A 14,175-nucleotide genomic window follows, 5' to 3' on the forward strand; every position below is an offset into this window, starting at 1 on the left:
TGAACGCCTCTGTCAGCCAGTGGTTCCCGCGTCTGGGCCGCTTTTTCCGACGGAACAGAGAGCGTCTCCGGATGTTCTCTTTTGCGAGAGATCCGCAAGCGAGAGTGAGAAACATGACACATGTGCAGAATGTCGACGGCCAGGGACAGTTGCTGATCGGCGATCGCGTCTCGCCCATCACCTACCACGTGGCGGTCGAACGCCGCGGAGAAGGCTATAGCGCCAAGGTCGAGATACAGGCGCCGCGCGACTGGCTGCTGCGGCAGGGCTTCGAGACACGCGCAACACTGGTGTTTGCATCGGGGGAGCAGGCCGAGCTTGAACACGACGGCCGGCTCGACGTATCCGAAAGCATCAGTGTGATCCTTCAGGCCGAGCCGCTTGAATACAAGGATCGCCAGAAGCTGATCGAAGCCTTTCCCGAAGCGGACCGGGGCGTACACTGACCGCGGCAGTTGATGTCTGCAAAAGATGACTGATCCGAGATGGTCCGGATGGCGTAAAAGACGCATCAAGGACAAGTCGAATTCAACATGCCAGCAATGCCGTCAAGTCGGAGGTCCACATGGAAGAACAGAAAACCTCGTCTCCGGAGACGCGACGCGACAGGACGGGCGGAATCGTACGCGACAAGCTGGACCTGCTGATGCACGAGACGCGCCGGGAAGCGGTCCCGGGGCATCTGATCGCCTTGGCGGAAGAGCTGCAATCGGCCCTCGACGAGAAGGCCGCACCCTCAAAGAAACCTGCCTGATTCCTCTCGGAACCTTTTCCCTCCGCGACAGGTTGCAATCCTGAACGTGCACCCAGATTTGAGGAAAGGGTATTTCATGATCAACTATTTATGGTTGTTTGTCGTCATGCTTGGGCCGATCCTGCTCGGCGGCGCCGTCTTCTATGCCATCATGCGGCAGAGACGGTTTACCCGCCGCGAGCGCATCAATCAGGATGCGGCCACGCGAGAACTGTATGAAAAAGATGAAAGGGCCGATACCGGCCCTTATGGCGGCCGCCGATAGGCACCGGCGGCGCATTGGTCTTTACAGGAAACTTCCGTTGTTCGGGTCGTAACGCTTTCCGTTCGCAATGCTGGCAAGTTCGACGAGATCGTCTTCGTCACGAATGCCGCTCTTCACAAGATAGCTGACAAGCGCCTCAGCATTTTCCTGCACATGCCTGTCGGCATGCATACGTTCGTACAATCGCCGTACGGCCCGCTCCACGATTGCGTTTTCTTCATTGCTCTTGCCCGGGGGTCTTGGTGCCATGGCATTCCCTCCGTTCGAGGCCGACGATAAAAAGAATAAGCACCCGTCGGCGTGGCATGAAATCATCATGCCGTATAACGGCACGAACGCAACCCTAGATTCGTAATGGCGAGATGTGGGCAGTGAGAGGATGGTGATCCCGACGCGATTCGAACGCGTGACCCTCAGATTAGGAATCTGATGCTCTATCCTGCTGAGCTACGGGACCACTTCCTCCTCCATACAAAAGCAGAGCCTTCAAGCCAAGCGGTTTTGCATGGTCGAAATTCAGTGTTCAGCGCGGCAGGCGTTGCTCGGCCAGACGCACCCAATAGGATATCCCCGCCGCGATTGCCTCGTCGTTGAAGTCGTAAGCCGGATTGTGCAGGCCCGCCGTTTCCCCATTGCCGATCATGATGTAGGCGCCGGGGCGCGACTGGAGCATGAAGGCGAAATCCTCGCCGGCCATGCTCGGATCCACTTCGGTGTCGACATTGTCAGGGCCGACCACGTCGATCGCTGCGCGCGCGGCGTAATCCGTCTCGGCAGGATGGTTGACGGTGACGGGGCAGGCGCGCTCGTATTCGTATTCGATGGTCGCGCCATGGGCGGCCGCAATGCCGGTTGCGATCTCGCCGATGCGCCGCTCCGCCAGATCGCGCACGCCTTCGTCCAGCGACCGTACTGTGCCGGAGATGAAGGCTTCTTCGGGAATGATGTTATGGGTCGTGCCGGCATGAAACTGGGTGACGGAGACCACGACCGAGCGTAGCGGATTGGCGTTGCGAGCAGCAATGGTCTGAAGGGCGCCGACGATCTGGGCCCCGATGACGATCGTGTCTGCCGTGTTGTGCGGTTCGGCAGCATGGCCGCCGACGCCGGTCAGCTTGAGCTGGAACTTGTCCGGAGCCGCCATGATGCCACCCTTGCGGATGGCGAAGGTGCCGACAGGTTTTCCGGGCATGTTGTGCATGCCGTAGATCTCGTCGATGCCAAAGCGCTCCATCATTCCGTCTTCGACCATGGCGAGCGCCCCGCGCCCACCTTCTTCGGCCGGCTGGAAGACAACGGCAACGCTGCCGGAAAAATTGCGGGTCTCCGCGAGGTACTTGGCCGCGCCCAGCAACATGGCGGTGTGACCGTCATGGCCGCAGGCATGCATGCGGCCTGCAATGGTCGAAGCCCAGGGCTTGCCCGTGATTTCGTCGAGGGGAAGCGCATCCATGTCGGCGCGCAGGCCGATGGTCCTGCCTTCGCCGCCAGAGCCCTTGATGATGCCGACGACGCCCGTGCGCCCGAGGCCGGTTGCGATCTCGTCAACGCCGAATTCCCGCAGCTTTACCTCAACAAAGGCTGCAGTGTTTTCAACGTCGTATAGGATTTCCGGATTGGCATGCAGATGGCGGCGCCATTCGGTGGCTTCCGACTGGAGTTCGGAAGCTCGGTTCAGAAGCGGCATTCTCTCGTCCTGCGTTTATTCTTGATCACGGTCGCGGGGATCACGTGATTGTCGGCTTGAATGTGCGCCTTTCAATTGACGTATTCAATGGGCTTTGCCATTCCTTCCCTACATAAGATCTCGTCATGCGTTGACGAGAGCCCAGCCGAACAAGAGGATCGAAGTCGTGTTTGCGAAACGTCCCCGCATGTTGTCTTCAACCGGATCCGTCCGCCGAGTGGCGGTCGCCGTCTCGCTGGTGGCGATGGTTCTGCCGGGTCTGGCTGCCGCCAATCCGATGATGGTGGTCGATGTCGGCAGTGGCCGGGTCATCGCCCATGAAGAAGCCTTCCGCAAATGGTATCCGGCCTCGCTGACCAAGCTGATGACAGCCTATACGACCTTCCGCTCCATGCGCTCAGGCGAGCTTTCGCCGGAGACCGTGGTCGTCATGAGCAAACATGCCGCCGATCAGCCGGCGAGCAAGATGTATTTCAGGCCGGGCTCCAAGCTGACGCTCGACAGTGCCTTGAAGCTTCTGATCATCAAGTCTGCCAACGACGTCGCGGTGGCCATCGGCGAGACGGTCAGCGGCAGTGAAGCGGCATTCGTGCAGCGCATGAACCAGGAAGCCGCCCGGCTCGGCATGACGTCGACGCGGTTCGTCAATCCGAATGGTCTGCCGGGCAAGGGGCAGTATACGACTGCCCGCGACATGGCCGTGCTTGCGACGACCATCCGGCGTGAATTCCCTGAATATGCGGGTTATTTCGCGCTGGAAGGCGTGACGACCGGCAAGAAGGACTATCCGAACTTCAACCTGCTCGTCGGCCGTTTCCCAGGCGCTGACGGCATGAAGACGGGCTATGTCTGCGCCTCCGGCTTCAACCAGGTCTCGTCTGCCACGCGCAATGGACGCACCGTGATCTCCGTGGTGCTCGGTTCCGACAGCCTCGGTGCGCGTGCCGATCTTTCGGCCGAGCTGCTGCAGAAGGGGCTGACCACCTCGGTGGCCGGCAACCGGCTGGATCAGCTCGCGCCCTATGGCGAAGGGCAGGATCAGGTGACCGACATCAGCGCCGAGATCTGCAATCCAAAGGCGCGCCAGATCCGCAGCGAAGGTCGTGATGAGGCCGGGCGCATGAAGCTGACCTCTCCTTACATCCAGGAAATGGGCCGCCCGCCGGCGATGAGCTTTGCCGGCCTCATTCCCGGCAGTGAGCCGGTAGCGACAAAACAGGGCTCCGGCACGGGCGAGATCGCCAATGTGCCGATCCCGAGGCCCCGTCCCACATTCTGAGTATCGCAATGACCCAGTCGCGCATTCCCGTCTCCATCCTCACCGGCTTCCTCGGGGCCGGAAAATCGACGCTTCTCAACCGCCTGCTCAAGGACCCGGCGATGAAGGATGCGGCCGTCATCATCAACGAGTTCGGCGAAGTGGGTATCGATCATCTGCTGGTCGAGACCTCGAACGACGCGGTGGTGGAACTCGCCGACGGTTGCCTTTGCTGCACGGTGCGGGGCGAGCTGGTCGATACGCTGGCGGAACTGATCGACGGCATGCAGACCGGCAAGGTGAAGCCGCTGTCGCGCGTCGTCATCGAGACGACGGGCCTTGCCGATCCGGCACCCGTGATGCAGTCGGTCATGGGTCATCCGTCGATCGCCCAGCATTTCGATCTCGATGGTGTCGTGACGGTCGTCGACGCGGTCAATGGCCTCTCGACCATCGATACCTTTCCGGAGGCCTACAAGCAGGTCGCGGTCGCCGACCGGCTGATCCTGACCAAGAAGACGCTCGCCGACGAGGCCGCCGTCTCTGCCATCACGCAGCGCCTGCGCTCGCTCAATCCCCGCGCGCCGATCACCGATGGCGACGCTGATGATGCGGGCTCTGCCGCCATGCTGATCAACGGGCTCTACGATGCCTCAACCAAGATCGCCGATGTCGATCGCTGGCTGAAGGACGAAATGGCGGCGGCCGGCGATCACCATCACCACGATCATCATCATGCTCACCACAGCCACTCCCATGGTCACGGCCACCATCACCATCATGATGTGAACCGACACGGTACTTCGATCCGCTCCTATTCCATCCTCCATGACGAGCCGATCGATCCGATGGCGATCAACATGTTCATCGATCTCCTGCGCTCCACGCATGGCGAGAAGCTTCTCAGGATGAAGGCGATCGTGGCGCTCACCGACCGGCCGGACAAGCCGCTGGTGCTGCATGGCGTGCAGTCGATCTTTCATCCGCCCGTGCGCCTGCCGGCCTGGCCTGAAGGGTCCGACCGCAAGACGCGGCTGGTGCTGATCACCAGGGATTTGTCGGAAAGTTATGTGCGGGACCTGTTCGGTGCTTTCACCGGCAAGGTGGCGATCGACCGCCCGGATCGCGCGGCGATGATGGACAATCCGCTGTCGGTTCCCGGCCTCAAGTTCTAGCCGAGCGTCACGCCGCCCTTGCGGATGTGAAAGCGGTGACCGGCGTCGAGCCGTTCCTGCGCGACCAGTTCATGGCCGTCCTCGTTGCAGAAATGCGGAATGTCGATGCCGGCGAGCGGATCGCTGGTCTCCACCACGAGTTCGTCACCGGCCTTCATGTCGGCCATACGCCGACGGGTCTTCAAAACGGGAAGGGGGCATTTCAGCCCCCTCAGGTCGTAGATCACCGTCTCGGCCATGCCCTTACCAGAGCTTCCAGAAGGGCTTCTTGTCGGCCTGTGCCGGACCTGCAATGGCCGCCTCGGCCGTCTGGGGGGCAAGCGGATTGGGCTGCGGCACCGGGACGGCGTTGGTGGCCGGCGCGGCGGGTGCGGCCGTCGTCGTCTGTGCAGCCTGTGCCTGCGGGTCACCGTTCGGGTTGGTCGCCATCTGGTTGACGGCAGCCGTGCCGTTGGCGGCAGGCAGCCTGGCCGGATCGACGTCGTCGAGGTCGAGCAGCCTGCCCGCCTTCAAGGCCGAACCCGTGGGCGCGAAAGCGAGGTCGTGCGAGCGCGACTTGCGCAGATCCGCCACCAGCGCCTTGCGCTCGGCTTCCGTCGGGTCGTACCAAATCTTGCCGTCGTATTTTTTCATCGCCTTGGCATAGGCGGCATCATAGGCTTCGTTGAAGCCATTGAGCGCGACCGAGAGTGCCGGGGGTGTGCTCATGGCGGGGCAGGCGCCCTGCGGATTGAAGCTCGATCCTGCCGGGATCGACTGGTTGAAGACGTATTTCTTCTCGCAGACATTGACCTCGGGCGGCCGCTTTGTGACTTCGAAATTGTCGTAGCCGACCTTGAGCGTCTTCCAGAAATCGAAGTGCGGGCTGTGGCGATGACGCGCCATGTTTTCAGCGGTCATGCGGAAGGGAAAGGCCTGCAGCTGCACGGCCTGCTGGCCGCCCTTGAAGGCGTCGCGCGCAAACGCATAAATCTCCAGCATCTGCGCATCGGTCATCGAATAGCAGCCTGACGACGAGCAGGCGCCATGGATCATCAGGTGTGATCCAGTGCGGCCGTTGGCGCGGTCGAACTGGTTCGGAAAACCGGTGTTGATCGCCAGGAAATACTTGGAATTCGGATTCAGGTGATACGGCGTCAGCGGGTAGAAGCCTTCCGGCGCCTGGCGGTCACCTTCCTTTACCTTCGGCCCGAGGCGACCCGACCAGGCGCAGATATCGTATTCCACGACCTTGTCGAAGCGGCCGTTGGTCTTGGCCTTCCAGACCTCGAGCTTGCCCTCTTCCTTGAAGATGCGGATCATGATCGGCGAATTGCGATCCATGCCCTTCTTCTGGATTTCGGCAACGAGGCGCGCCGGCAGCGGCTGCTGGACCTTGTTGGAAACCCGCGGCGTGTCATAGGCAGCGCTCTCGAGCGCGTCATTGCAGCCTGCCAGAGCCGCAGCGAAAACCAGAACCAGGGCCGTTGATGTCAAACGCATGCGCGAAGGCTCTTTCCAGAAACACATGTTGGTGGCTCAAACCGAGCCGATCATGCGTAGTTTAGAACTGCTTTCTTCACAAATTATAAACCAATGGCCGTCGATTTCGCCATCCGTCTTCCGCCGCTACCGCTGCAAAGCGGCGGAGTGATGGCAAATTGCCGCAGTCGCAACCTTCAATCTCAGAGGTTGCGGCCGATATCGAGGAATTTCTGGCGTCGATCGGCGCGCAGCTTATCGCCCGGAAGCGGCGTCAGTTCGGCCAGTGCGCTGGCGATCACGTCGCCGGTCATGCCGATGACCCGGTCTGGTGCGCGATGGGCACCGCCGACCGGCTCCGGGATGATGGCGTCAATGATGCCGAGCCCCTTCAGGTCCTCCGCCGTGATCTTCATGTTGGTCGCGGCTTCCTTGGCGCGGGTGGAATCGCGCCAGAGAATGGAGGCGGCGCCTTCCGGCGAGATCACCGAATAGATCGCATGCTCGAGCATGTAGACGCGGTTGCCGGTGGCAATCGCGATCGCGCCACCCGAGCCGCCTTCGCCGATGACGACGGAGACCATCGGCACCTTAAGGCCGAGGCACATCTCGGTGGAGCGGGCAATGGCTTCCGCCTGGCCGCGTTCTTCTGCTCCAACGCCCGGATAGGCGCCGGCCGTATCGATCAGTGTGATGACTGGCAGGCCGAAGCGGTCGGCCATTTCCATGACGCGGATCGCCTTGCGATAGCCTTCAGGGCGCGGGCTGCCGAAGTTGTGCTTGATGCGCGACTTGGTGTCGTTGCCCTTTTCCTGGCCGATCACCGCGACAGGCTGGCCGCGGAAGCGGGCGAGGCCGGCCTGGATGGCGGCGTCCTCGGCAAACTTGCGGTCACCGGCCAGCGGTGTGAATTCTGTGAACAGCGCTTCGGCATAGTCGACGAAATGCGGACGCTGCGGATGCCGCGCGACCTGCGTCTTCTGCCAGGCGTTGAGCTTCGAATAGATCTCCACCATCGCCTCATCGACGCGGCTTTCCAGCCGGGTGATCTCTTCCGAGGTGTCGATGCTCTCGTCCTCTTCCGCGATCTTCTTCAGTTCGCGGATCTTGGCCTCGAGGTCGGAGATGGGCTTTTCGAAGTCGAGATAGTTGTGCATGAACTCCGTTCCGATCGTTCGTTCCTGGCGCTCGCCGCCCGCAGGAACCGGCTTTGCCGGTCCTAATCGGGGTTTTTGGCCTGTTTTGCAAGGGGGTGATGCGTATGCACCAGTTGCTGCAGGCGCTCGTCGAGCACATGCGTATAGATTTGTGTCGTTGAAATGTCGCTGTGGCCGAGCAGTTCCTGCACGGCGCGAAGGTCCGCACCATTGCCGAGAAGGTGGCTGGCAAAGGCATGTCGCAGAACATGTGGAGACACGGCATTCGCCGATAACCCCGCCCGGATGGCGAGATCCTTGAGGTCCCGCGCAAAGACCTGGCGGGGCAGGTGGCCTTCCTTGCTGGCGGCTGGAAACAGAAAGGGGCTGTCGGCGTGCACGGGATCGGCCCCGCGAATTTTACCGTATCGCGCGAGCGCCTCGATCGCTGTCCTCGACAGGGGGACGAGCCTTTCCTTGTTGCCCTTGCCGCGCACCAGAAGGAAACGGCCCTCCTGCGTCAGCACCTTTACCGGCAGCGATACGAGTTCGCTGACGCGCATGCCGGTCGCATAGAGAAGCTCGATCAGCGCCAGTCGCCGGATCCGTGCTCCCTGATCCGGTCCTTCGAGGTTTGCTTCGTGCTCGGCGAGCGACAGAAGCCCCGTGACATCCTCGACGGTCAGCACCTTGGGCAGGGGGCGGGTCTTCTTCGGCGCGTCGAGGATCGCGGTCGGATCATCGCCCCGCAGCCCTTCCGCATAGAGAAACTTGTAGAACTGGCGCATCGCCGACAGGCGTCTTGCCTGGGACGTCGGCTGGAAGCCGCGTCGCGCGAGATCGGAGAGATAGGCGGCGAGATCTTCCCGTGTCGCTGCACCCAGGGTAACCTTGCGGCCGGAAAGAAAATCGGCGAGGTCGTCGAGGTCCCGCTCATAGGAGATGAGCGTGTTCTGGGCTGCTCCGCGCTCGGCGCTCAGCATTTCCAGAAAGGCTTCGACGCGAGCCCGGCTCAGATCCGACATGTCCTGTTTCCCGCTATTGCTCGACCGGATTGATCCGCTCGGAAGGAATGCGCACCGTCACGTCGCGTTCCCGCGGTTCGACGAAGACGGCAAAGGACCACATGGTGACATAGACCAGACCGACGATGGTCCCGCAGATGAACAGGAAGCGAAACAGAGTGGGCATGGTCGGTCCTTCACCGGTTCCGAGAATAAATAGGTAGAAACATGGAGTTTACCAAGGCCGGGACAGGCCTTGCGGAAATGCTGCCATGGCTTGACGCTAGCCCTCTATATGTCAATAGGTCATGAAACAGTCGTGAACAGGCCGATGACCGATACGATCCTCAACCTTGCTCCCAGTCTGGGTGTGCGTGCCAAGACGGCGCTCGGCAAACGCAATCTTGTTCTCGTTGGTCTGATGGGGGCCGGCAAGTCGGCGATCGGTCGGATTGTCGCGCAGCAACTCGGTCTGCCCTTCGTCGATACCGATACGGAGATCGAGCGGGTGTCGCGGATGACCATCGCCGAACTCTTTGCCGCCTATGGCGAAGAGGAGTTCCGCGCGCTCGAAACCCGTGTCATCAAGCGCCTGTTGCGGACGGGGCCGCGGGTCGTGTCGACCGGCGGCGGCGCCTTCATCAACGAGAGGACCCGCAAGCAGATCGAGCGTGGCGGGCTTTCGGTGTGGCTCAATGCCGATCTCGACGTTCTCTGGGAGCGGGTGAACAAGCGCGATCACCGGCCCCTGCTGAAGACCGAGAACCCGAAGCAGACGCTGAAGGATCTGATGGACAAGCGATATCCGATCTATGCACTGGCGGATATCACTGTCCAGTCGCGTGACGTGCGTAAGGAAGTGATCGCCAATGAGGTCCTGACCTCGGTGATCGAACATTTCGGCAAGGACAAGACGCAATGACGAAGCTCGAGACATCGGAACGCCTCGTGCATGTGCCGCTGGGCGAGCGCTCCTATGACATTCTCATCGGCCCTGGCCTGATGGCGCGTGCCGGCGGCGAAATCTCGACCCGCATCAAGGGTCGCCGTGCGGCCATCGTCACCGACGAGAATGTCGGTGCGCGCTATCTCGACGGCCTGATGGACAGCCTCCAGACCGATGGCATCGAGGCAGTCTCGGTCACGCTTCCCGCCGGCGAGAAGACCAAGAGCTTCGACTATCTCACCAAGGTCTGCGACGTGCTGCTTGAAGCGCGCATCGAGCGCAACGACACGGTGATTGCGCTCGGCGGCGGCGTTATCGGCGATCTCACCGGTTTTGCGGCCGGAATCGTCCGGCGTGGTGTTCGCTTCGTGCAGATCCCGACATCGCTGCTCTCGCAGGTCGACAGTTCGGTCGGCGGCAAGACCGGCATCAATGCGCGGCAGGGCAAGAACCTCGTCGGCATCTTCAATCAGCCGGATCTGGTGCTCGCCGATACCGACGTGCTCGACACGCTGTCGGAGCGAGAATTCCGCGCCGGCTATGCGGAAGTGGCAAAATACGGCCTGATCGACAAGCCAGACTTTTTTGAATGGCTGGAGACGAACTGGCGCGAGGTGTTTGCGGGCGGTGCGGCCCGTATCGAAGCGATCGCCGTCTCCTGTCAGGCCAAGGCCGACGTGGTCGCCGCCGACGAGCGGGAGAACGGCCGTCGTGCTCTGCTCAACCTCGGCCACACCTTCGGGCATGCGCTCGAAGCCGCAACACAGTATGACAGCAGCCGGCTCGTGCATGGCGAGGGGGTCTCGATCGGCATGGTGCTTGCGCATCGCTTCTCGGCGCGCATGAACCTGGTCAGTCCAGATCTCGCGGATCGCGTCGAGGCGCATCTGAAGGCCGTCGGCCTGCCAACGCGCATGGATCAGATCCCCGGCGAATTGCCGCCGACCGGTGTCCTGATGGATGCCATCGCCCAGGACAAGAAGGTCAAGAGCGGTCAGCTCACCTTCATCCTCACCCGTGGTCTCGGCCAATCCTTCGTCGCAGACGATGTGCCGGCATCCGAAGTTCAGCGTTTCATTGAGGAGATGCGCCCATCATGATCGAGCAAATCCTTGCCGGCTTCGCCGAGTATTGGCTGACGCTGGTCGCCATCCTGTTGTTGATCTGCTGTTCTGGTTTCTTCTCCGGCTCCGAGACAGCGCTGACCGCAACGTCGCGTGCGCGCATGCACACATTGGAGGTCAATGGCGACGACCGCGCCGGGGTGGTCAACATCCTGATCGAACGGCGCGACCGGCTGATCGGCGCTCTGCTGATCGGCAACAACCTGGTCAACATTCTCGCCTCGTCACTGACGACCAGCCTGTTTCTCGGCCTTTTCGGCGATTCCGGCGTGGCGATCGCAACGCTCTTGATGACCGTTCTGCTCGTCATCTTCTCGGAAGTCCTGCCGAAGAGCTGGGCGATTTCTGCGCCGGAACGTTTCGCGCTGTTTGTTGCCCCGCTCGTTCGCCCGTTCGTCGCCGTGGTTGGGCCGCTTTCCAGCCTTGTCAACTGGATCGTGCGCAAGCTGCTTGGCATGTTCGGTGTTTCGATCTCCGGCGAAGCGTCGATGCTTTCTGCGCATGAGGAGCTGCGCGGCGCAGTCGCCCTCCTGCATCGCGAGGGATCGGTGATCAAGGCCGACCGCGACCGCCTCGGGGGGGTTCTCGATCTGGGCGAACTCGAAGTTTCCGACATCATGATCCACCGCACGGCCATGCGGGCGGTCAATGCCGACGAGGCGCCGGAAACCGCGATCCGCAACATTCTCGAAAGTCCTTACACCCGCATGCCGGTCTGGCGTGGCGCGACCGACAACATCATCGGCGTGATCCATGCCAAGGATCTGATCCGCGCGCTCGCCGAGCCGAATGTCGAGCCGCAGGACATCGACATCGTCAAGATTGCCCAGAAGCCGTGGTTCGTGCCTGACACCACCAACCTCAAGGACCAGCTCAACGCCTTCCTGCGCCGTAAGACCCATTTCGCCGTGGTCGTCGACGAATATGGTGAAGTGCAGGGTGTGGTGACGCTGGAAGATATCCTGGAGGAGATCGTCGGCGATATCTCCGACGAACATGATCTGGAGATCCAGGGTGTGCGTCAGGACAGCGACGGGTCGATCGTCGTCGATGGCGGCGTGCCGATCCGCGACCTCAACCGTGCCATGGACTGGCTGCTGCCGGATGAGGAGGCAACGACGATTGCCGGTCTCGTCATCCACGAGTCGAAGTCGATCCCCGAGGAGCGCCAGGCCTTTACCTTCTACGGCAAGCGTTTCATCGTCTTGAAGCGGGAGAAGAACCGCATCACGCGTCTGCGCATCCGGCCGATCGATGCGGCCGAGCCGGAGGTCTGATTTCAGACGAAAACTACCAGCGCGTGGGCTCGCCGGGGGCGGCGGGCTCGATGGCCAGCGCATGCAGGCCGGCGTCCAGTTCGGGTTTCAGCAGATCGGTCACGGCCCGGTGGCGCGCAAGCCGCGTCATGCCCTCAAAGGCGGATGCGACGATGCGAACACGCATATGTGTTTCACCGGTTCCGGTGATGTCGGGCTGGTGGCCGGCATGGTGCTGGCTCTCGTCGATCACGACGAGCCGTTCGGGGCTGAAAGCCTCCGTGAGACGGGTCTCGATCCGGCTCTTTACCGACATGGTCTTACCTCTTTCTGCTGCTTCGCAAAACGCCCCACAAAGCGCGCAACAAACCGGTTTGTCAATTCTTGTCCGACCCCTTGCTGAGCCCCATAATTAGCGCATGAAACTCGACTCGAAATATTTCGACGGGATACGTACCCGGCGAAAGCGGGCAGCGGAGCCCGAACCATCCAATCCTGTGTGCCAATGGGACGGCTGCGACAAGCCGGGGGCCCATCGCGCACCCGTGGGCCGCCACGCCGAAGGCCAGTTTTTTCTGTTCTGCTTCGAGCACGTGAAGGACTACAACAAGGGCTATAACTACTTCTCCGGCCTCTCGGACACCGAGATCGCGCGTTACCAGAAGGAGGCGATCACCGGTCATCGCCCGACCTGGACCGTGGGAGTCAACAAGGCGGCGAAGGCGAGCCCGCTTCACTCCACCATGCGTTCCGGTTCGGCTGCGTCACAGGCGCGCATGAAGGACCCGTTCGGCTTCGTACAGCAAGGCCGCGGCGGTGCGTCGCGCTATCAGGCGGCGGATCGAAAACTCAAGGCCCTTGAGGCAAAAGCGCTTGATACGCTTGGACTTACCGTCAGCTCCACGCCGACCGACATCAAGACCCGCTACAAGGAGCTTGTAAAAAAACACCATCCCGACGCAAATGGCGGAGACAGGGCTTCGGAAGAGCGTTTTCGCGCTGTTATTGAAGCCTACAAATTGTTAAAGCAGGCCGGTTTCTGTTAATCCGAACACACAGCAGCGATGAGATGCGGCCGGTCGGTGGCGCCCGGCATGGAGAAACGATGAGCAAAATTGATCTTGATATTACCAATCTCCCCGACACCACCGTGTCGGTGCGCGAAGTGTTTGGTATCGACAGTGACATCCGGGTGCCGGCCTATTCCAAGGGTGACGCCTATGTGCCGGACCTCGATCCGGACTATCTTTTCGACCGTGAAACCACGCTCGCCATCCTCGCCGGCTTTGCCCACAATCGCCGCGTCATGGTCTCCGGCTTCCACGGCACGGGCAAGTCGACGCATATCGAACAGGTCGCAGCCCGCCTCAACTGGCCTTGCGTGCGCGTCAACCTCGACAGCCATGTCAGCCGTATCGATCTCGTCGGCAAGGACGCCATCGTCCTCAAGGACGGCAAGCAGATCACCGAATTCAAGGACGGCATCCTGCCCTGGGCCTACCAGCACAATGTCGCGCTCGTCTTCGACGAATACGATGCCGGCCGCCCGGATGTCATGTTCGTCATCCAGCGCGTGCTGGAATCGGCCGGCCGCCTGACGCTGCTCGACCAGAGCCGCGTCATCCGCCCGCATCCCGCCTTCCGCATCTTCGCGACCGCCAACACGGTTGGCCTCGGCGACACGACGGGCCTCTATCACGGCACGCAGCAGATCAACCAGGCGCAGATGGACCGCTGGTCGATCGTGACGACGCTGAACTATCTGCCGCATGACAAGGAAGTCGATATCGTCTGCGCCAAGGTGAAGAGCTTCGGCTCGACCGCCGAAGGTCGCGACACCGTCTCGCGCATGGTCCGCCTTGCAGACCTGACACGTGCCGCCTTCGTCAACGGCGATCTTTCGACCGTCATGAGCCCGCGTACCGTCATCACCTGGGCCGAGAACGCCGAGATCTTCGGCGATGTCGCCTTCGCGTTCCGGGTCACCTTCCTCAACAAGTGTGATGAACTTGAGCGCACGCTGGTGGCCGAGCAGTATCAGCGCGCCTTCGGCGTGGAACTCAAGGAAAGTGCGGCCAATATCGTACTCGGCGCATAAGGACTGAGAAG

General features: G+C 61.5%; 18 protein-coding genes and 1 tRNA gene. 10 read left to right on the top strand and 9 right to left on the bottom strand.

Annotated features, from left to right (window positions below):
* The first annotated feature begins 113 nt into the window (after positions 1-113).
* The 3 genes from SJY08_RS20600 to SJY08_RS20610 all read left to right on the top strand — a co-directional run bounded on the left by SJY08_RS20600 (position 114) and on the right by SJY08_RS20610 (position 1,019).
* The gene (locus tag SJY08_RS20600) at positions 114-446 is read left to right on the top strand and encodes a hypothetical protein (RefSeq protein WP_377277962.1); all 333 of its coding nucleotides are present in this window, start codon (positions 114-116) and stop codon (positions 444-446) included.
* Between the two features lie 119 nt (positions 447-565).
* Positions 566-754, top strand: coding sequence for a hypothetical protein (locus SJY08_RS20605; protein WP_377277964.1), 189 nt, complete (start codon positions 566-568; stop codon positions 752-754).
* A 76-nt stretch (positions 755-830) separates the two neighbouring features.
* Positions 831-1,019: a hypothetical protein gene (locus SJY08_RS20610; RefSeq protein ID WP_377277966.1), complete on the top strand. Its 189-nt coding sequence runs from the start codon at positions 831-833 to the stop codon at positions 1,017-1,019.
* Between the two features lie 21 nt (positions 1,020-1,040).
* On the opposite strand, the gene SJY08_RS20615 is transcribed toward SJY08_RS20610, so the two are convergent.
* From SJY08_RS20615 to SJY08_RS20625, 3 genes are all read right to left on the bottom strand, one after another.
* The gene (locus tag SJY08_RS20615; protein WP_069042909.1) at positions 1,041-1,268 is read right to left on the bottom strand and encodes a hypothetical protein; all 228 of its coding nucleotides are present in this window, start codon (positions 1,266-1,268) and stop codon (positions 1,041-1,043) included.
* Between the two features lie 131 nt (positions 1,269-1,399).
* A tRNA-Arg gene (locus tag SJY08_RS20620) sits at positions 1,400-1,476 on the bottom strand.
* Between the two features lie 66 nt (positions 1,477-1,542).
* A complete protein-coding gene (locus SJY08_RS20625; RefSeq protein ID WP_377277968.1) occupies positions 1,543-2,706 on the bottom strand; it encodes a M20 aminoacylase family protein in 1,164 nt (387 codons plus the stop codon).
* A gap of 187 nt (positions 2,707-2,893) precedes the next feature.
* Between SJY08_RS20625 and SJY08_RS20630 the strand changes: the two genes are divergently transcribed.
* On the top strand, positions 2,894-3,985 hold the full coding sequence (locus SJY08_RS20630; protein ID WP_377277970.1) for a D-alanyl-D-alanine carboxypeptidase family protein: 1,092 nt from the start codon (positions 2,894-2,896) through the stop codon (positions 3,983-3,985).
* An 8-nt stretch (positions 3,986-3,993) separates the two neighbouring features.
* Positions 3,994-5,139 carry a CobW family GTP-binding protein gene (locus SJY08_RS20635; RefSeq protein WP_377277972.1) on the top strand — a complete coding sequence of 382 codons (1,146 nt, stop codon included), beginning with the start codon at positions 3,994-3,996 and terminating at the stop codon, positions 5,137-5,139.
* Here the strand turns inward: SJY08_RS20635 and SJY08_RS20640 are convergent.
* From SJY08_RS20640 to SJY08_RS20660, 5 genes are all read right to left on the bottom strand, one after another.
* Positions 5,136-5,378 carry a sulfurtransferase TusA family protein gene (locus tag SJY08_RS20640; RefSeq protein ID WP_054149887.1) on the bottom strand — a complete coding sequence of 81 codons (243 nt, stop codon included), beginning with the start codon at positions 5,376-5,378 and terminating at the stop codon, positions 5,136-5,138. The two genes, SJY08_RS20635 and SJY08_RS20640, sit on opposite strands and share 4 nt — an antisense overlap.
* Positions 5,379-5,382: 4 nt before the next feature.
* Positions 5,383-6,621: a L,D-transpeptidase family protein gene (locus SJY08_RS20645; RefSeq protein WP_377277974.1), complete on the bottom strand. Its 1,239-nt coding sequence runs from the start codon at positions 6,619-6,621 to the stop codon at positions 5,383-5,385.
* Between the two features lie 182 nt (positions 6,622-6,803).
* Positions 6,804-7,757 (bottom strand): acetyl-CoA carboxylase carboxyltransferase subunit alpha, encoded by a 954-nt coding sequence (locus tag SJY08_RS20650; RefSeq protein ID WP_076396727.1) that lies wholly within the window; start codon positions 7,755-7,757, stop codon positions 6,804-6,806.
* Between the two features lie 62 nt (positions 7,758-7,819).
* The gene (xerD, locus tag SJY08_RS20655) at positions 7,820-8,761 is read right to left on the bottom strand and encodes a site-specific tyrosine recombinase XerD (protein WP_069042912.1); all 942 of its coding nucleotides are present in this window, start codon (positions 8,759-8,761) and stop codon (positions 7,820-7,822) included.
* Positions 8,762-8,774: 13 nt separating this feature from the next.
* Entirely contained in the window at positions 8,775-8,927 is a 153-nt protein-coding gene (locus tag SJY08_RS20660; RefSeq protein ID WP_006724525.1) for a hypothetical protein, read from the bottom strand.
* Between the two features lie 144 nt (positions 8,928-9,071).
* Here SJY08_RS20660 and SJY08_RS20665 point away from each other — a divergent pair, with 144 nt between their 5' ends.
* The 3 genes from SJY08_RS20665 to SJY08_RS20675 are packed head-to-tail and all read left to right on the top strand — an operon-like array spanning position 9,072 to position 12,087.
* Positions 9,072-9,662 (top strand): shikimate kinase, encoded by a 591-nt coding sequence (locus SJY08_RS20665; RefSeq protein ID WP_069042913.1) that lies wholly within the window; start codon positions 9,072-9,074, stop codon positions 9,660-9,662.
* The gene (gene aroB, locus SJY08_RS20670; RefSeq protein ID WP_054149892.1) at positions 9,659-10,786 is read left to right on the top strand and encodes a 3-dehydroquinate synthase; all 1,128 of its coding nucleotides are present in this window, start codon (positions 9,659-9,661) and stop codon (positions 10,784-10,786) included. The genes SJY08_RS20665 and aroB overlap by 4 nt, the downstream gene beginning before the upstream one ends.
* Positions 10,783-12,087, top strand: coding sequence for an HlyC/CorC family transporter (locus SJY08_RS20675; protein WP_377277978.1), 1,305 nt, complete (start codon positions 10,783-10,785; stop codon positions 12,085-12,087). The genes aroB and SJY08_RS20675 overlap by 4 nt, the downstream gene beginning before the upstream one ends.
* A 13-nt stretch (positions 12,088-12,100) precedes the next feature.
* Here the strand turns inward: SJY08_RS20675 and SJY08_RS20680 are convergent, their stop codons facing one another.
* Positions 12,101-12,382, bottom strand: coding sequence for a BolA family transcriptional regulator (locus tag SJY08_RS20680; protein WP_054149894.1), 282 nt, complete (start codon positions 12,380-12,382; stop codon positions 12,101-12,103).
* Positions 12,383-12,485: 103 nt separating this feature from the next.
* Between SJY08_RS20680 and SJY08_RS20685 the strand changes: the two genes are divergently transcribed.
* Positions 12,486-13,112: a J domain-containing protein gene (locus SJY08_RS20685; protein WP_069042914.1), complete on the top strand. Its 627-nt coding sequence runs from the start codon at positions 12,486-12,488 to the stop codon at positions 13,110-13,112.
* Positions 13,113-13,171: 59 nt separating this feature from the next.
* Entirely contained in the window at positions 13,172-14,164 is a 993-nt protein-coding gene (cobS, locus tag SJY08_RS20690) for a cobaltochelatase subunit CobS (RefSeq protein ID WP_054149896.1), read from the top strand.
* Positions 14,165-14,175 lie beyond the last annotated feature (11 nt).

The organism is Rhizobium sp. R86522 (assembly GCF_042466255.1).
GTDB lineage: Bacteria > Pseudomonadota > Alphaproteobacteria > Rhizobiales > Rhizobiaceae > Allorhizobium.